Origin of the sequence: Pseudomonas sp. NCIMB 10586 (assembly GCF_023127895.1) — a bacterium.
In the GTDB taxonomy this organism is placed as follows: Bacteria; Pseudomonadota; Gammaproteobacteria; order Pseudomonadales; family Pseudomonadaceae; genus Aquipseudomonas; species Aquipseudomonas synxantha_A.
In genome coordinates, this window is record NZ_SPKQ01000046.1 from 1 (window position 1) to 18402 (window position 18402).

General features: G+C 57.7%; 9 protein-coding genes. 3 read left to right on the forward strand and 6 right to left on the reverse strand.

The window, feature by feature from the left end; translation table 11 throughout:
• Nucleotides 1-323 precede the first annotated feature (323 nt).
• Nucleotides 324-2204 carry a methyl-accepting chemotaxis protein gene (locus tag E4P01_RS22195; RefSeq protein ID WP_078819959.1) on the forward strand — a complete coding sequence of 627 codons (1881 nt, stop codon included), beginning with the start codon at nucleotides 324-326 and terminating at the stop codon, nucleotides 2202-2204.
• 79 nt (nucleotides 2205-2283) lie between these two features.
• Here E4P01_RS22195 and E4P01_RS22200 read toward each other — a convergent pair whose 3' ends face one another.
• The 4 genes from E4P01_RS22200 to E4P01_RS22215 all read right to left on the reverse strand — a co-directional run bounded on the left by E4P01_RS22200 (nucleotide 2284) and on the right by E4P01_RS22215 (nucleotide 8432).
• Entirely contained in the window at nucleotides 2284-5661 is a 3378-nt protein-coding gene (locus E4P01_RS22200; protein WP_216090530.1) for an amino acid adenylation domain-containing protein, read from the reverse strand.
• A complete protein-coding gene (locus tag E4P01_RS22205) occupies nucleotides 5649-6605 on the reverse strand; it encodes a diiron oxygenase (RefSeq protein ID WP_216090531.1) in 957 nt (318 codons plus the stop codon). The genes E4P01_RS22200 and E4P01_RS22205 overlap by 13 nt, the downstream gene beginning before the upstream one ends.
• The gene (locus E4P01_RS22210; protein ID WP_078819961.1) at nucleotides 6602-7360 is read right to left on the reverse strand and encodes a DUF3050 domain-containing protein; all 759 of its coding nucleotides are present in this window, start codon (nucleotides 7358-7360) and stop codon (nucleotides 6602-6604) included. Before E4P01_RS22210 ends, E4P01_RS22205 begins: the two co-directional genes overlap by 4 nt.
• A gap of 361 nt (nucleotides 7361-7721) precedes the next feature.
• Nucleotides 7722-8432 (reverse strand): GntR family transcriptional regulator, encoded by a 711-nt coding sequence (locus E4P01_RS22215; protein WP_032878524.1) that lies wholly within the window; start codon nucleotides 8430-8432, stop codon nucleotides 7722-7724.
• Between the two features lie 250 nt (nucleotides 8433-8682).
• Between E4P01_RS22215 and lapG the strand changes: the two genes are divergently transcribed.
• Both lapG and lapD read left to right on the forward strand, forming a co-directional pair.
• Nucleotides 8683-9375, forward strand: coding sequence for a cysteine protease LapG (lapG, locus tag E4P01_RS22220; RefSeq protein ID WP_032878522.1), 693 nt, complete (start codon nucleotides 8683-8685; stop codon nucleotides 9373-9375).
• A 14-nt stretch (nucleotides 9376-9389) separates the two neighbouring features.
• The gene (gene lapD / locus E4P01_RS22225; protein WP_078819962.1) at nucleotides 9390-11342 is read left to right on the forward strand and encodes a cyclic di-GMP receptor LapD; all 1953 of its coding nucleotides are present in this window, start codon (nucleotides 9390-9392) and stop codon (nucleotides 11340-11342) included.
• 70 nt (nucleotides 11343-11412) lie between these two features.
• On the opposite strand, the gene E4P01_RS22230 is transcribed toward lapD, so the two are convergent.
• Nucleotides 11413-11751: a hypothetical protein gene (locus E4P01_RS22230; RefSeq protein WP_005783528.1), complete on the reverse strand. Its 339-nt coding sequence runs from the start codon at nucleotides 11749-11751 to the stop codon at nucleotides 11413-11415.
• 151 nt (nucleotides 11752-11902) lie between these two features.
• The coding region (locus E4P01_RS22235; protein WP_248130138.1) for an immunoglobulin-like domain-containing protein at nucleotides 11903-18402 on the reverse strand (6500 nt) is incomplete at its 5' end.

Below are 18402 nucleotides of genomic sequence, written 5' to 3' on the forward strand. Positions count from 1 at the left end.
GCCGATGGTAGTGTGGGGTTTCCCCATGTGAGAGTAGGTCATCGTCAAGATTGAATTCCGAAACCCCTGTCTGCTAACGCAGACAGGGGTTTTGTCGTTTAAGGCTCTATGTCACACCCTCCCGCCTTCACCTACCGCCTGTCGGTTTCCTACGCAAAAAGAAGATGCTTCACACAAATTTCTAAGCTTTGCCGATGTTTGGCCGAAAGCCTGACGAGCCATGCGTGCACCGAAATAGAGCGACCGCAGAGTCCGCCTATCCCGTTACATGGAATGTTCCACTCGGCACGCTCACCCCCCTTTGGCAAAAAGAAGTCGATGAAATGAATCTCAAGTTCAGTCATAAAATTCTGTTGGCCGCGTCAGGCGTCGTGGTTTTAGCCTTCGCGTTATTCACCCTGTACAACGACTACCTGCAACGCAGCACGATCAGGCAAAACCTGGCCTCGTCTATCCAGCAATCCGGCGAGCTTACCGCCAGCAGTGTGCAGAACTGGCTCAGTGGTCGCATCCTGGTCCTCGAGAACCTGGCGCAGAACGTTGCCCATCAAGGCAGTGCCGTCGATCTTCCCGGGTTGGTGGATCAGCCAGCGTTTACCTCCAACTTCCAGTTCACCTACGTGGGCCAAACCAATGGGGTATTCACGCAGCGCCCTGACGCGAAGATGCCTGAGGACTATGACCCTCGTCAGCGCCCTTGGTACAAGCAGGCGGTGGTAGCGGACAAAACAATGCTTACCCCGCCTTATATGGCGGCTGTAGGCGGTCAGATCGTGACAATTGCCATGCCGGTGAAAAAGAACGGCGAACTGTTGGGTGTTGTTGGGGGTGACCTTAGCCTGCAAACCCTGGTGAAGATCATCAACTCGGTTGACTTCGGCGGCATTGGCCATGCGTTTCTGGTCAGTGGTGATGGTCAGGTCATCGTGAGTCCTGACCAGGACCAGGTGATGAAAAATCTCAAGGACATCTACCCTGGCACCAACGTACGTATCGAGAAGCTTAACCAGGACGTTGTTCTCAATGGCCAGGATCGTATTCTTTCGTTCACGCCTATCAGCGGTTTGCCCGGCGCCGACTGGTACATCGGTCTATCCATTGATAAAGAAAAAGCCTACGCCCCGCTGGGCAAGTTCCGTACCTCGGCTTTGATTGCAATGTTGATCGCCGTTGTGGCCATTGCGGTGCTCTTGAGCCTGTTGATTCAAGTGTTGCTGCGTCCGTTGACCACCATGGGCGTCGCCATGCAGGACATCGCCCAAGGCGAAGGCGATTTGACCCGACGACTCGCAGTGACCAGCAAAGACGAATTCGGCGAAGTCGGCAGTGCATTCAATCAATTCGTCGAACGCATCCACGCCTCGATTTCCGAGGTGTCTTCGGCAACGCGTCAGGTGCATGATTTGTCCCAGCGCGTAATGGCATCGTCCAATGCTTCGATCATCGGTTCCGACGAACAGAGTGCGCGTACCAACAGCGTAGCTGCGGCCATCAACGAACTGGGCGCTGCCACCCAGGAAATCGCCCGCAATGCAGCAGATGCTTCGCAGCACGCCAGCGGTGCCAGCGAACAGGCTGACGATGGCCGCAAAGTGGTTGAGCAAACCATCCTGGCGATGTCGGAGCTGTCGCAGAAGATCAGTCTGTCCTGCACTCAGATCGAAACCCTTAACGCCAGTACCGACAACATCGGGCATATTCTGGATGTGATCAAAGGCATTTCCCAGCAGACCAACTTGCTCGCCCTCAATGCGGCAATTGAAGCCGCCCGTGCTGGCGAAGCCGGGCGTGGGTTCGCCGTAGTGGCAGATGAAGTGCGCAACCTGGCACACCGTACCCAAGAGTCGGCAGAGGAGATCCACAAGATGATCACTTCGTTGCAGGTGGGCTCGCGTGAAGCAGTGACCACCATGAATGCCAGCCAGACTTCCAGCGAAGAAAGCGTTGAAGTGGCCAACCAGGCGGGTGAGCGCCTGATCAGCGTGACGCAGCGTATCGTTGAGATTGATGGAATGAACCAGTCGGTTGCAGCTGCCACCGAAGAGCAGACCGCTGTCGTTGAAACCCTCAACGTCGACATCAACCAGATCAACCTGTTGAACCAGCAGGGTGTGGCTAACCTCAACGAGACGCTCAAAGACTGCGATGCACTGTCCCAGCAGGCCAGTCGATTGAAGCAATTGGTTGATAGCTTCAAGATCTGATCCTGTTTGCATCGGAGCGAGGCCTCTCGCTCCGAATGCTGATTGGCGCAGTAGTGTCGTCGGCAATTTCTGAAGCTGTTCAGAGGAAGCTGATGGCCCTGAGGTAATCACAGCCTTTGCGTAACAGCGCCGGGCTCTTTGACGGATAGTCCATACCCATTCTTTCCAGACCCCATCGGGCATTGTCGTAACGGATCATCGACGTATCGCCGATGTCTTCGTCCAGTTCGTCCAGGTAGAAACCCAGCACACCGAACAACGCGTTATCACGGCCAACCGTTCGCAGCGCCTGCTGCCAGTCTTCAACGCTTACCCGGTCGAAGGCGTGCCCGACCTGGCTGAATGCGTCGAGGTACTTATCCCAGCTCAAGGGCTGTGGGTTGTGCAGGTTGAATACGTTTCGCCCAAAGGCAAATTGGGCGCTGTGGAAGGCTATGAAGCCGGCCAGGAAATCCACCGGCATCAGATCGAAGTTCACCTCCAACCGGGGGACCAGCCCCAATTGCATAGACCCCTTGAGCATCAGCATCAGGCGGTTCTTCTGCGGTTGGCAGACGCCGTTCTGGCTGTTGAAACTAATATTTCCCGGCCGATGAATATTGACCCAGACCCCTTGTTCGACGGCCCTTCCCAACAATCGCTCAGCTACCCATTTCGAGAGGTTGTAGCCATTTTTCACATACAGTGGCTGCGCGCGCCCGGCGGGCGATTCAAGGACGTGCCCATCGGCGTCCACGCTGCTGCAGGCCGACAGCGTCGAGATGAAATTAAGTACCTTCTTACAGTGGGTTTCGCAGAGGCGCAGGCACTCAAACACCGGCTCGACGTTGTCCCTGGCGAGTGACGCATAGTCCAGTACATGATTGACCTGTGCGGCGTTATGCACCAGCACACCATAATGACGGGCAAGATAGTCATACACATTGCCGGCCAAGCCCAGGCGGGGTTCGCGCATGTCAGCGGCATACACCCGCACTCGGCTCAGGTCCAAATGTTCCAGGCGGTATTCCCGCAGTGCCTGGGTGAATCGCCCCGCCGCTGAATGCCCGGGCAGTTCCCGCACCAGACATGCTACTTCCAGCGCCCCGCCGGCCAGTAGCGCTTGGACGATATGTACCCCGACAAAACTGTTCGCCCCGGTGACGATCGCTTTGCGTGGGTCACCCATGTGGGTATCAGGCAGCACCTCGATCCCCAACATTCTTGCTGCATCTTTTTCCATCCGGTGGGTAGGGGGGTCAGGCAGCGCCCCGCCGTCCATCAGTGCGGCCAACGTGCGGATGGTCGGTGTCTCGAAAAAGGGGCTCAGGCAGAAGCTACGGCCAAACTGCTCACGCAGGCGCAACAATAGGCTCGACAACAGGATGGAGTGGCCGCCGAGGTTGAAGAAACTGTCATCGATCGAAAGTTCGCCTGCGGATAAGGCCAACAACTCTGCCCATAAGTCCACCAACTGTGCCTGCAGAGGTGTTTGTACAGGGCTGCAAGTCGCCCCGGCGAGCGTGGATATTGGCAGGGCCAATAATGCCTTCCGATCGACCTTGCCGTTACTCGTACCGGGCAGACAGGCCAACTCGCTCCAGGCGACCGGCTGCATATGTACAGGCAACCACTGCCGGGCATGTTCCTTCAGGCTCTGCAGCGTAGCGCCGGGTTCGGGCTGGGCGGCAAAAGCTATGACTCTGTGCGTCGGATCGATCACCACTGCCACTTGGCGAAACAATCGACTGTTGCGCAGGCATTGCTCAATCTCCTGAGGCTCGACTCTAAAGCCACGGATCTTGACTTGATCATCCCGACGCCCGCCGAGCTCGATGCCATCTTGCGTCCATTTCGCCAAATCGCCGCTGCGGTAAGCCTTGAGAACCTGTCCATTCGGCAGCCTCAGCGCAACGAATGGACTGTCGGGTTGCGGCGGTGCATTCCAATAGCCGAGGCTGACGCCTGGACCGGCAATGTACAAATCGCCCGTGACCTGTTCATCCACCGGTTGCAGGTTTTCATCGAGGATTAACACCTGACTGTTGGCGATGGGGTAGCCGATATTGCGATGGCTATCACCTTGTTGGAATACCCGGTGTGTTGCCAACACCGTGGTCTCGGTGGGCCCATAAAAGTTATGCAACTGACATTGCCCCGCCAGTTGTTCGATCACATAGGGCTCGCAGAAATCGCCGCCGGTAAGCAAGTGAGTAAGGCCCAGTGGCTTATCCAACGGCAGAATGCTGAGCAGCGCCGGTGGCAGAAATCCATGACTGACGCGTTGCTGGCGAATCAGCTCTACCAGTTGGTGAGGGTCGTGACGTTGATCTGCGCTGGGGACAATCAATTCAGCGCCGGCGATCAAGGCCGGGAAAATATCGATCAATGACGAGTCGAAGCCCAGTGGCGAAAACTGCAGGACGCGACTGTGTTGAGCCAACCCCACACAGGTTGTGAGCCACGCGCTGAAATGCGCCAGATTGTAGTGGCTCAGGAGTACACACTTGGGCTGGCCGGTGGTCCCCGACGTGAACAAGGCCATGCAAGGCTCGTCGGCAAGGGGGTGATGGTGCATCAGCGGTTGTGTCGCGTCGACGTCGTGCACAGCGATTTGGCTGACATCAAGGGACGCGAAGCCATCTCGCAAAGGATGCTGACCGTTATCCAGCAGCACACAGGCCTGGAGGCTTTCCAACATGCTGTGCTGACGTTGCACCGGATGATCCGGAGCCAACGGCAAATACACACAGCCGCAACCCAATACCGCAAGAATACTTGCATACAGCTCGGTGGATCTTTCCAGGCACACGCCGATCACCCGTGGTGCTTGCACGCCTGCCAGCAAAGGAAGCAGGCGTTGCTGGATCGCTATGGCATGGCGATGAAGTTGCTGATAAGTCAGCATGTCCCCCGCGATATTCAACGCTGTTCGATTCGCGAAGGTCTCAAGACTGGCCTGCAGCGCTTCAATCATGGGCACCTTGGCTGCCCGCAGTAAAGCCGGGTCTGTCGTGCGGTTGAACCGATGCATGAATGCCACTGCTTCCAGCCCTTGCAAGCCCTGTTCGGGCCAGTCGTTAGCGGTAGCGGCTATAGAGAAATAACCTGGATCCCTTGAAAAACCACAGACCAACCAAGCTGCCCACTCCACCAATGCGTTCGTTGCCTGCTGGTGTAATCGCTGGCCGTTGCCGCTGGGTTCCTCGGCGACGCCCTGCACAGCCAACAGGCGGCGCTCGCGGTCATAGCAGCGCAACTGCAGCGAGGGCAGCCCGTGCTCGGATAACGGGCCGATACCCACGCGCAGGCTTATCCATGGCACGTCGGTTGGCAATGGCGGCAGTGGCTGCCCCCCATCTTCAATTATCAGGTCGACGGACCCTGCTCCTGCGATATGCCCGTATTGCTCCAGCACTTTCTTGAGCTCGTCCAGGGCTTTGCTGGAGGCACTCCACGCGATCTTTAAACGCCGCATGCCAACCTCCCTGGTACCGGCAGGTAGGCGCTCAGTGCCTGGGCGACGCTGGGCGTTTGCAGTACACCGCTTTGGCGCAGCAACCCCATGATATTGGCCACCAGTGGATGTTGGTGGGTGATGGGAAAATCCAGCGCATGGATTTCATGACGTAGCGCAAGACGAGTATCGGCACTGATGTCCAGGTGTTCGATCAGTTGCAGGTCGAAGTCTTGTTGTAGATCGTTGGTCAGGTAGCGCGCCAGGAAAACAGGCAGCGCTTGAGCGATGCTGTCGCGATCTTGCGGGGTTGCCGACTGCCAGTAAATACGCACCAACTGAGCCCAGAACCGCGCATGACGGCCCTCATCGAACAGGTGATCGGCCATCAGGCCGCGCACAGACGATTTGACGCTGGCGTCTTTTGAGAAAGCTGCCACATCATGGGTAACGGTGTTTTCAGCAATAGCCACGGCGATTAGTTCAACGGCATCGTGCAGGTGCGCCGGCACCTTTGCCTGCGCTGTCGGTAGCGCGCAGCTCAATTCAATTTGCCCGGGTAGATTGAGCGGTTCGATCCCGGTCATTTCCACGGCTTGCTGAAGAAAATCCAGCGCGACCAACGCGTGGTAATCCTCGTCCACAACGACAGTCATCGCGTCGTAGCGGCAAGCGGGTGGGAAGGGTAGGGAGAAGCGGTTTTTCGCGATGCTGCGAGCGGTCTTGTCGACGATTTCGGTTTCGAAGATCACCACATCATTGACGAATTTATAGAAGCTTTGCGTCAGCACGAAGTCGCGCCACTGCGGGCAGTGTTCAAGGAAAGTTGCACTCAGTACCAGCGGTTGGCGGCACAGGGGAAAGATGAGTTTGCCGTCGTTTTCCAGTACGCGTCGGGGGCGCGTTCGGATGGTAGCGCGACGCTCCCAATCATCGGCAAAGGATTGGTAATTGACGGCGTTCATGGGCGAACCTCTTGCAGCGTAGCCAGCACACTGTCCCAGAACATAATACGGCGCTCCACGGCGCCAAGGGCGGTGCTATCGGCTTGTTTCTGGCGAAGCGGATCTGTGCCGATCAAACGCTGGAGCAACTGTTCTGCCGCTGGCCCATGGTCGTGGCTGTCCACTTCGATATGGCGGTTGAGGTAGTGGAAGAAGGTAGGTGTTTCACGCTCAATGAACGCGTTGCTGTGCATCAAGCCTTCAAACATCGAGGGAATGACACTCTCGCGTCCATGCAGGAAGGCCGCCGCCACACAGTGGGTGGGCGCACTGAGCGCGATTTGCAATGTGCTGTCGACAAATGACACCACGCTACGGGGCGCATCGATCATCTGCAAAGCCGCGCTGACTTCCACGCCCTGATGCTGCAGATCAATGAGGCGTGTGATGGCGGCGGTGTTGGCGCCTACCTCTGTCATGGCGTCCAGGTAAAGCTCGAAATGACTGCAATGGCCGCGTGTTGGATGCTCATCCGATTCCTCGCCCAGCACAATTTCATTGATCAAGCGGGCAGCGTGGGGGTCTGCGGGAGGGAGCCAAGGGATCTGAGTGCACGTCAGGTCTTGTTGCAGGCGCTTGGTCAGAGTCATGAAGTCCCAAACGGCGAACACATGGTGCTCCATAAAGTGTCGTAACTTGGCGAGTGAGGTTATTTCTATAAATAACGGATGGCCGAAAAGTTTTTGTTTTCTTTGTTCGATAAAATGTTGATGCATGGTTGACGCCTATAAGTTGTTGCGAGTGCTCTAAAAGCAGTGTTGGAATTTTTTTAGTTGTGTTGGAGATGTAACGTTTCGTCAAGGCCGCGCAGGTAGCGCAACCTTGATAGAGTTGTGCCCAGCGGATGAAGGGGTGCGGTTGGTCGGGCGAAGATAATAAGCTGATTAAACGTTAGGGGAGGATTATAAAAGTATTAGATGTTTTGTCCGCAAGCTGTTGCAGGGGTAACGGGTTGTTGAAGTGTGGGAGAGTTCTTAGGTGTTAGTAGTTTTGTAAATTTTACTGCCTGTCATTATGGTAACTTTCCTGATGGAAAGTTACCCCGCATAGTGTAATGGTCAGCGAATAACGAAGGCCCTATTGCGCGAATTTTTTGTCGGCGCTTTCGAGACCCTTGAGGTAGTTAGCGATCACTTCCATACCCCGCATCAAGTGATTACGCAGCGTCAGAATGCTCTCGTCGATCTTCTTCTGCGCCACCAGGCTCAACAGTTCACGGTGATCCTCCTGAGACGTTTCGCCCAATCCCATCGCTTCAAGATTGAAGCGCAGAAAGCGTTCCTCTTCATTCAGCCCGTGCTCCACCAGATCGAGCAGTCGCTGATTGGGTGCCTTGCCGTACAAGACCATGTGAAACAGGCGATTGAGGCGGCCAATCTCTCTGTAGTCTTTCTCACATTCCAGCGCATTGATACAGGCCTCGGCCTCGGCAAGATCGGCGTCACTGAGCAACGGGATCGACAAGCGCAGGGCTTCAGATTCGAGCAACATGCGCAGTGCATAGGTCTCAGCCGAATTGTCCTCGATCAACGGCGCCACCACGGCCCCCTTGTGGGTCACCACATGCAGCAGGGATTGCGCCTCCAGTTGGCGCAAGGCTTCGCGCACGGGCATACGGCTGACGCCGAACAGACTCGCCAGTTCCTGCTGGCGCATCGCGGTGCCACAGGGTAATCGCCCATCGAGGATGGCGTTGCGCAACGTTTCTTCAATGACGGCGCGAGCAAGATGGGCGGGAATAGGCCCGCTTATTTTGATGCTGCTTAAAGGGTTCGGCTTCTGCGTCACGGTTACGCTATCCTCCTTTCTTGAATAATAGTGTGGTCAATTGGATCCAATGCACACTAAAGACGGCCCAAGCGCTTGTCAAACAGCCAAAGTTTCCGTTTGTAAGGGCTTACACAGCATACTTTGTGTCTCCCACAAGGGGCGGTTATAAACTCGGTCCTCCTATGAATGATTGCACTGTGCCATTGTTTTTTGTAGGGCCAGGCTTCACCATTCCTCGAAATTCCGTCTCTTTCATGGACAGAGCGCCTTGGCGGTAAGTTTTATTCCCTATCGAGTTCTTTGCTGGCTGTTATCAGCAATTCTGTTGGCCGGCTTGATGCTTGGCGGGCTGCGTGCCGATTGGGATTTCTCTCAGATCAGCCGCAAGGCTACCGCCGTGTACGGGCCGCTCGGCGAAGGGCAGCAGCGTATCGACGCCTGGCAGCGGCTATTGGCGAGCCAAAAACAGGTCAGCGAGCCGGAGCAGCTCAAGGTCGTGAATTTGTTCTTCAACAAGCAAATGACCTACGTGGAAGACATCGACCTCTGGCACGCTGTCGATTATTGGGAGACGCCCGTCGAGGCCCTTTGGAAGGGGGCCGGTGACTGTGAAGACTACGCGATCGCAAAGTATTTCAGTTTGCGTCATCTGGGTGTGTCCAGCGACAAATTACGCATTACCTACGTCAAGGCTTTACGGCAGAATCGCGCGCACATGGTTCTGACCTATTATTCGACGCCTGACGCAATCCCGCTGGTGCTCGACAGCCTGATGGACGAAATCCTGCCGGCTACCCGCCGCACCGATTTGGTCCCAGTGTATTCATTCAACGCCGAGGGCTTGTACTTGCCCGGCGCCAAGGGCAACAAGAAAGTCGGTGATACCAAACGCTTGTCGCGCTGGCAGGATGTGTTGAGAAAAATGCGTGCGGAAGGCTTCCCAGCCGAGCCTGCCAACTAGGAGTAACTGATCGGATGTCTCTGTTCAAACAACTATTGATCGCAATCTGTCTGTTCCTGGTGGTCGCCTTCAGCGGCAGTTTCATGGTCAGCCTGGAAAGCTCGCGCACCCAATACGTCAACCAGCTGCGTTCCCATGCCCAGGATGCCGCGACGGCATTGGCGCTGTCGTTGACCCCCAATATCGACGACCCGGCCATGGTGGAGCTGCTGGTCAGCTCGATCTTCGACAGCGGCTACTACGCCAGCATCCGTGTGGTGGACTTGGCGACGAATAAAACCATCGTCGAGCGCAGCGGCATTCCTGATAACAACGGCGTGCCCAACTGGTTCGTAAAGTTGATCGGCCTGGAGCCGGCAGGTGGCGATGCGCTGGTTAGCCGTGGCTGGGAGCAGGCGGCGCGAGTCGAAGTGGTCAGCCATCCAATGTTCGCCCTGGCCAAGCTCTGGCAAAGCGCCTTGGGCAGCCTGGGGTGGTTGCTGCTGTGCGGTGCGGTCAGTGTGGTGCTCGGTGGGCTGTTGCTGCGCCGGCAATTGAAGCCGTTGGACTACATGGTCAAACAGTCCCACGCGATTGCCCGCCGAGAATTCCTCAGCCTGCCCGACCTGCCTCGCACGCCGGAACTGCGGCGAGTGGTGCAAGCCATGAACCAGATGGTGGAAAAGCTCAAGGCGTTGTTCCAGGAACAGGCCGAACGCAGCGAAAAACTGCGCACCGAGTCCTATCAGGACAACCTCACCGGCCTCGCTAACCGGCGTTATTTCGAAATGCAGCTCAACGCCCGTGTCAGTAACCCGGAAGACACCAACTCCGGTTACTTGCTGCTGCTGCGGGTCAAGGACCTTGCCGGCCTCAACCAACGCCTGGGCGGCCAGCGCACCGACCAATTGCTGCAAGCGGTCGGCCAACAACTGCTGCGTCAGTGCGAGCCGTACCCGGAAACCCATAACCTCGTTACCCGTATCCGCGGCGGCGAGTTCGCTGTGCTGGCACCGGGATTGATGCGTGAAGAAGCGCTGCAATTGGCGCAGAACCTGGAGAGCACTTTGCTCAGCTTGCAGGCGACCGGCGCCAGCGATGTGATGCCGGTGGCCTATATCGGCCTGGCGCCGTTCAGCCATGGCGATGCACCCCAAGCACTGCTGACCCTCGCCGATCAGGCGCTGGCCCAGGCCGAAGCGCAGGGCGACACAAGTTGGGTGTGCCTGGACAGCAGCGCCGCCGCCAGCGTCGGTGACGATCACCATGCCTGGCACACGTTGTTGGACCGGGCCCTGACCCAGCAGCGCTTCCAGCTGTACTTCCAGCCGGTCGTCGCCAGCCAGGACCCACAATTGGTCTTGCATTACAAAGTACTGTCGCGCCTGCAGGACGAGGAAGGCCACACGATACCGGCCGGGCGCTTTCTGCCGTGGCTCGAGCGCTTCGGCTGGTCGGCCCGCCTGGACCGTTTGATGCTGGAACAAGTCCTCAAGCAGATGGCCAGCCACAACCATAACCTGGCGCTGAACCTCTCGGCCGCAACGTTCCAGGATACCCAGGCCCTGAATAGGATTTATGACCTGCTGCGCCAGCACAGCAACCTGGGCTCACGCCTCACCCTGGAGATTGGTGAAGAGCAACTCCCCGAGCAGCCGGTGCTGGAACAGATGACCCACCGCCTGCGCGAGCTGGGTTTTTCCCTCAGCCTGCAGCGTTTTGGTGGGCGGTTCAGCATGATCGGCAACCTGGCACGCCTGGGCCTGGCCTACCTGAAGATCGATGGCAGCTACATTCGCGACATCGACCAGGAAAGTGACAAGCGTCTGTTTATCGAAGCCATCCAGCGCGCAGCCCACAGCATCGATCTGCCGTTGATTGCCGAACGTGTGGAGACCGAGGGCGAGCTGAAGGTCATCCGCGAGATGGGGATTTTTGGTGTGCAGGGCCAGCTGTTTGGCGAGCCTGCGCCCTGGAAATCACACTGACATCAGGACATTCAAATGTGGGAGGGGGCTTGCCCCCTCCCACATTTGAATAAAGGTTCGGCGCCAGGGCTCAGATCAGTCCTTTCTCGTCATCATCAATCAACTGGCTCAACCCACCCAACGCTTCCCGCGCGTGGTTACGGTCCATCAACTTGGCCTGTGCCGCCGGCGGCAGGTCGGTCACGCTGATGACGCCTTTGCGCGTCAGCACCTGGATCAAGTCATCCAGCACCCGGATCATCTCCAGGTCGCTCTGCTTGAGTTGGGCCAGGCTGGTTTCCACCACTTCGTTGGCGTACCAGGCCTGGATCTCATGGTGATCGGCCGGCAGGGTTTCGGTGGACTCGGTAAAGGCGGCCGCCTCTACGCGAATCAGCGCGCCCAGTGCATCACGTTGCACGTAAAACATAAGAACCCCTCGAATATGAGCCACATGCGTTCAACAGCATAGGTCAACGCTGCGTGTATGGGCGTGAGTATGCGACGCACCGTCCGCCAGGGCCAGCGGCCCATAAGGCAAAAAAATCGGCCGCCTGGGAAGGCGGCCGATCCATTGCATCTTAGCTATGGTCGATCTTGATGGTAGGGTCGGCGCCAGTGATCAGCGAGTTGATGCTGACATGGGACCAATCATTGCCTTCCAGCTTGATGGTCACATCGGCATTGGCCAGGCCACCGGCAGCGTTGAGCTTGCCTTCGCTGCTGACTTGCAGGGTCGATACGCCATCTACCGTGGTGATCTTCAGGTAGTTGTCGATGGTGCTGTCAGTCTCACCTTTCAACAAATCACGCAGATCAATGCGGTCGCCTTCCGAGGCCTTGAAGTCCTTGATCACATCGTTGCCGATGTCACCCGCCTTCCACACAAAGGTGTCGGCACCTGAACCACCAATCAAGATGTCGTTGCCCTGGCCGCCGATCAGCGTGTCGTTGCCCGTGCCGCCCAACAGGATGTCATTGCCTTTGCCGCCGTCCAGCAGGTCATTGCCGCCCTGGCCGAACAGGATGTCATCGCCAGCGCCGCCCAGCAGCGTGTCGTTGGCGTCCTTGGCGCCGGAGACGTCGAAGTCCACGTAGTGCTCGGTAACGTACTGGTGAACGTTAGAGGCGGTCACCGAAGAGACGGTCACGCCGGTCTTCTGCGCCACAAATGCCTGCAGTGCGTTGTAGCCTTCACCGTTGATCCCGCTGAAGCTCACCAGGTCGCCGAACAGGATGTCGTTGCCGTCGCCACCGTTGACGGTGTCGGCGCCAGGCAACGTCGCCTCGGTGTGGCCGAGGATCGCATTGGCCAGGTCCTTCGGATCAATGTTGGCTTGCGGCTTGCCATCGCTGTCGTACGGAGCCAGCTGGTTCAAGCTGACCCCGCTGTTGAGGCCGATGGCTTCTACGCCACCTGTGGACAGGCCTTTGAGCAGGGCGAACGCGCTGTTGGAGTTGGTGGTGGTGTAGTAATCGGTATCGTACCCGAGGCCGCCTTGTACCGATATTTCATAGGTGCCATCCCCTTGGGCGTGGATGACTCCCTTGTTGTACGACCAGCCGTAGGACCAGAGGGTTACCTTGCCGGCAGAGTTGATATCAAGGTAATTATTCGAATCGATATTGATCCGGGTGGCTGTACCTATGGTGTAGTTGTTCATGGTGACGACATCATCGAGCCTGACGTTGCCGTACAAGTACGGGTTAGTCTGCTCGGCCGCCTGGTAAAACGTCGGCTGACCATCGGTGATGAAGTACGTTGTGTTGATTGCGTCTGTGTTGCCAGTCGCCTGGGCACTTTTGAAGAAGTTGGAAGCGGCCTTGAACACGTCTTCGTAGTTGGTCCCGCCGGTAGATACCATGGAATCCAGGACTTTCTGCAGCGAATCCAACGCACCTGGGTCTTTCAGGTTGACTGTCACCGTGCGATTGACCTGGTCACTGAAGTCCGCCAGGAAGATGTTCACGGTGCCAGAGGTACTGGAGCCGATACTGCTTTTCAGCGAGTTGAACGTGGTGGTCAGCGAGGCTTTCGCCGCTGCTATCGAGCTCGCGCCCATACTGCCCGACGTATCGATCATGAACGCGATGTTGTAGTTCTTCCCCTGCACCACGTTCAGGCCGGCGACGTCGGCCACGACGATGTCGTTGCCATCGCTGCCATTGATGGTGTCGCTGCCCGAAGTGCCGGTTACCGGGTTGTAGGTTGCCGGGTGCACCGTGACTGGCAATTGCGCGGTGGTAGTCGCCGAACCACCAATGCTCTCGGTGGATGTCGAGGTGACCGTCAGGTTGAACTGGCCGCTGTAGTAGGTCGGCGGCTTGATGGTCAATGTGCCCAGATCCCAGCCGGTGACGTTGACTTCGCCCACGGTCTTGCTCGCGGTAAAGGTGTGGCCCGACGCGTCGGTGAGTACCGAACCTGCCGGAATGCCACTGACCTTCACACTCAAGGTTTCCGAGCCGTCGGTATCGGTCAGCGCGGTGGTGACCTTGGACAGTTTGACCGTGCCGTTTTCCTGGCCTTCGTTGAGCTTGTAGCCCACGTAGTAACCGTCACCGTTGCTGCCATGCAGGTCGGACACGGTGACGCCGGCGTTGGTCAGGTCGGTAAGGCCGGTGTACAACGGCACGGTGCTGGTGCTCAGGTTTTGCACCGCCCCGCCGTTGATCGACAGGTTGACGTCAAAGCTGCCAGGTCCGGCTTGGTTGGCTTGGTAGATCTCAAGGCTGTAGTACCCGCTGGCCGTTGGCGTGAACGAGCCGCTGAACCTGCCGCTGTTGGTGCCCCATGTTCCGCTGGCAACGTCTTTACCGCCAACGTTGACTACAACACTGTCATCGGCGATGCCGCTGAAGGTGTAGCTCTTGCCTGCTTCCATATAGATCAGGCCGGAGATCTTCGAACCGGAGCCGGCGTTGACGTTGTCGACGGACTCGACATTGGTCACGACAGAGGTGTTGTTCGGCGTGCCCGCGTTATCGATGGCTTTTTTCAGCACGTCCGGTGCAGCGCCGTTGCCGTTGTTGCCGAGGCCGGCAATGCTGTTCCAGCCCTGTTTGACCAGGCCGGTGGAGGCAACGTTGTTGTCTGCCACGCTCAGGGTCGGCGCGTCGGCTACCGGCGTGATATCGACTTTCACCGTGGCGCTGGTGCCCAGGTCCTTGCCATCGGTTGGCTGGAACTTGAACTGGGCGTAGTCCGCTTGCTTGTTGCCCACACCGGTGCCGCCGTAACCATCGGCGCCGGATTCGTTGGCGTTAGGCATAAAGCGCAATTGGCCGCCGTCGATCTGGGCTTTGGTGAAGGTCTGGCCGTTGGCCACGTTGGTCCAGGTGCTGCCATCCGCTGCCAGGAACTGCAATTTGCCGGCGACTGGCAGCTCGGTGATTTTCACCCCCAGGCTGGCTTGCGGCGAGTCCACATCGGTCACGCCGAAGTTGGCCCAGGTCAGGGCCAGCGCGGTGTCTTCAGTGCCGGTTACGGCACCGCCAGTCGCCACCGGCGCATCATTGACCGCCACCACGTTGACGGTGGTGGTGGCAACGTTGGAGTAGTTGCCGCCATCGGTCACGCTCACGGTAATGGTGCGTGGCGTGGTGCTTGGGTCGTGGCTGTTGTTGTTGAACGTGATGTTCTTGATCTGCTGCATGTAGTCGGCCAGCGACGCCGTGCCGGTCAGGGTCAAGGTGATTTTACCGGTCACAGGGTCGGTGGTCGGGGTCACGTTGATGCCTGTCACGCCGCTGAAGTTCAGCGAGTCGCCTGGCTGGCTGTTGGTCAATACCACGGTGGCGCCGGTCAGTTGGGTGCTGTCCGGGTCGGTGATCTTGATGTCAGTGTCAGCAATTGACACACCGGTGCCGCCTTCGGTGAAGGTGGTCTTGAAGTCCGCACCGCTGGCGCCGCTGGAGTTGTTGGCATCCAGGTCGATGACCGGCGGCGCATCATTGTCGATGATGTTGGTGGTAACACTGCCATTGCCGACCACCAGGTTTTCGAAGTTGCCGCCAGTGGTCTTGTCGATGGTGATGACGATATTTTCCGTCGGCTCGGTGATCTTGTCGTCGAGCGTGCGGATATCAAACGGTACGCTGGTGGCACCGGCCGGGATCTTCACGGTGTACACGCCATTGAAGTCCGAACCGTCGGTGGCGGTGCCGCTGTACTTGAGCGTCACGGTCACGTCGGTTTGCGGCGGGTTGCTCAGGGACAGCGTGTAGTGCGCCGTACCGCCTTCAGTCACCGACGCATCGCCGGTAATGCTGATGGTGGTGTTGCTGACCACATCGGTCACTTTGGTGACCACGGTGCTGCCGTCGACGATCAAGTGTTCGTACTTGTCGCCACCGCTGACCACACCCGTGATTTTGGTGGTGACGTCATTGGCGCCAACATACGCATCGTTAGGTGCGGTGGCGGTGGTGAAGCTTGTGGACTTGCCATTACCGATGGTAATGGTCGAGCCGTTATCCAGCTTGACGACCAGGTCTGAGCCAACGTTGTTCACCGCCACGCCGTTCTTGTCGACCAGGGACGCGGTGTACACGATCTGCCCGCCTTCGCTGACAGAACCAGTGGCTTTGAGCACCACAGTCACGTCGTCGATGGTGTCGTTGATGGTAGTCGTGGCGCCGCCCGGCGTGATGCTCACACCTTCGAAGTTGCCGCCGGTAGTGCCGGTGATGTTGACGGTCTGGGTGCTCTTGTCGATGAACACATCATCAGTCGGCGCAGGGACGGTCACCGTGCCCACGGTCGCGCCTTGCTTGATGGTGATGCTCGAACCGTTATCGAGCTGGACCACCATGTCGCTGCCGGCCTTGTTGCTCAAAGTGGCGGTGTAAGTGATCTGGCCGCCCTCGTTGACAGCCGTCGGGGCGGTCAGGGTGACGGTGGTCAGGTCGGTGGTGCCCGGCGTGTCGGTGACGGTGGTATTCACCGCGGTAGTGCCAGGGACCAGGTTTTCGAAATGCTCGCCGCCGGTCACGCCTTTGATCGCGGTGGTGACGATCTGGTCGCCTTTGTAGACATCGTTAGGCGCGATGGTGGTAATGGAGCCGCTCGACTGATTCACGCCGATGGTGATGGTCTTGCCGTTATCGAGGGTAACGGTGAGCGGATTGGTGATGTTGGTCACCGGCGCGCCGTTTTTATCCACGAGGCTGGCGGTGTAGACGATATTGCCGCCTTCTCCAACAGTGGTGGTGGCGGACAGGACCACATCAACTTTGTCGATGGTGTCGTTGATGGTGGTGGTTGCGCCGTTGCCTGCGACTTCGAGTTTTTCGAAGTTGCCGCCGGTGGTCTCGGTGATCTTGACGGTCTGGGTGCTCTTATCGATGAACACGTCATCGGTAGGAGCAGGCACAGTCACGGTGCCGACGGTTTCGCCGGCCTTGATGATGATCGACGAGCCGTTATCCAACTTCAGTGTGACGTCGGTACCGGCCTTATTACTCAAGGTCGCGGTGTAGGTGATCTGGCCACCTTCATTAACGACACTTGGGGCAGTCAGCGTGACAGTCGTTGTGTTGTCGGTGCCCGGGGTGTCGGTAACGGTGGTGTTCACTGCAGTAGTGCCCGGTACCAGGTTCTCGAAATGCTCGCCACCGGTCACACCCTTGATAGCGGTGGTGACGGTCTGATCGCCTTTGTACACATCATCAGGAGCAATAACCGAAACGCTACCGCTCGATTGGTTTACACCGATGGTGATGGTTTTGCCGTTATCCAGGGTGACAGTCAGCGGATTGGTGATGTTAGTCACCGGCGCGCCGTTCTTATCCACAAGGCTGGCGGTGTAGACGATGTTGCCGCCTTCGCCAACGGTGGTGGTGGCCGTCAGAACCACATCGACTTTGTCGATGGTGTCGTTGATCGTAGTGGTGGCGCCGTTGCCCGCAACTTCCAACTTCTCGAAGTTGCCACCCGTGGTCTCGGTGATTTGAACGGTCTGCGTGCTCTTGTCGATGAACACGTCATCGGTAGGCGCAGGCACGGTCACAGTGCCGACGGTTTCGCCCGCTTTGATGGTGATCGACGAGCCGTTGTCGAGTTTCAACGTGACGTCGGTACCGGCCTTGTTGCTCAAGGTTGCGGTATAGGTGATTTGGCCACCTTCGTTAACGGCACTAGGCGCTGTCAGGGTGACAGTAGTCGTGTTGTCGGTACCCGGTGTGTCCGTCACGGTGGTGTTCACCGCGGTAGTACCCGGCACCAGATTTTCAAAGTGCTCGCCGCCGGTCACGCCTTTGATGGCGGTGGTGACGGTTTGATCGCCCTTGTACACGTCATCAGGAGCAATAACCGAAACGCTACCGCTCGACTGATTCACACCGATGGTGATGGTTTCGCCATTGTCCAAAGTGACGGTCAGCGGGTTGGTGATGTTGGTCACCGGGGCGCCGTTTTTATCCACCAGGCTGGCGGTGTAGACGATATTGCCGCCTTCGCCCACGGTAGTCGTGGCGGTCAGTACAACATCGACCTTATCGATGGTGTCGTTGATGGTGGTGGTCGCACCGTTGCCTGCAACTTCCAGTTTTTCGAAGTTGCCGCCGGAAGCGTCGGTGATCTTGACCGTCTGCGTGCTCTTATCGATAAACACGTCATCGGTCGGTGCCGGGACGGTCACAGTGCCGACGGTGTCGCCGGCTTTGATAGTGATGCTTGAGCCGTTGTCGAGTTTCAGCGTGACGTCGGTACCGGCCTTATTGCTCAAGGTCGCGGTGTAGGTGATCTGGCCACCTTCATTAACGACACTTGGCGCAGTCAGTGTGACAGTCGTTGTGTTATCGGTACCCGGAGTGTCCGTAACGGTGGTGTTTACTGACGTAGTACCTGGAACCAGATTTTCAAAGTGCTCGCCACCGGTCACACCCTTGATAGCGGTGGTGACGGTCTGGTCGCCTTTGTAGACATCATCCGGTGCCAAGACCGAGACAGTGCCGCTGGTTTCATTCACACCAATGGTGATGGTCTTGCCATTGTCCAAAGTTACGGTCAGCGGGTTGGTGATGTTGGTCACCGGCGCACCGTTTTTATCCACAAGGCTGGCGGTGTAAACGATATTGC

Coding starts and splice junctions, on each gene's coding strand:
- E4P01_RS22195 (WP_078819959.1), top strand. CDS start 324: ATGAATCTCAAGTTCAGTCATAAAATTCTGTTGGCCGCGTCAGGCGTC.
- E4P01_RS22200 (WP_216090530.1), bottom strand. CDS start 5,661: ATGCGGCGTTTAAAGATCGCGTGGAGTGCCTCCAGCAAAGCCCTGGAC.
- E4P01_RS22205 (WP_216090531.1), bottom strand. CDS start 6,605: ATGAACGCCGTCAATTACCAATCCTTTGCCGATGATTGGGAGCGTCGC.
- E4P01_RS22210 (WP_078819961.1), bottom strand. CDS start 7,360: ATGCATCAACATTTTATCGAACAAAGAAAACAAAAACTTTTCGGCCAT.
- lapD (WP_078819962.1), top strand. CDS start 9,390: ATGTCTCTGTTCAAACAACTATTGATCGCAATCTGTCTGTTCCTGGTG.
- E4P01_RS22230 (WP_005783528.1), bottom strand. CDS start 11,751: ATGTTTTACGTGCAACGTGATGCACTGGGCGCGCTGATTCGCGTAGAG.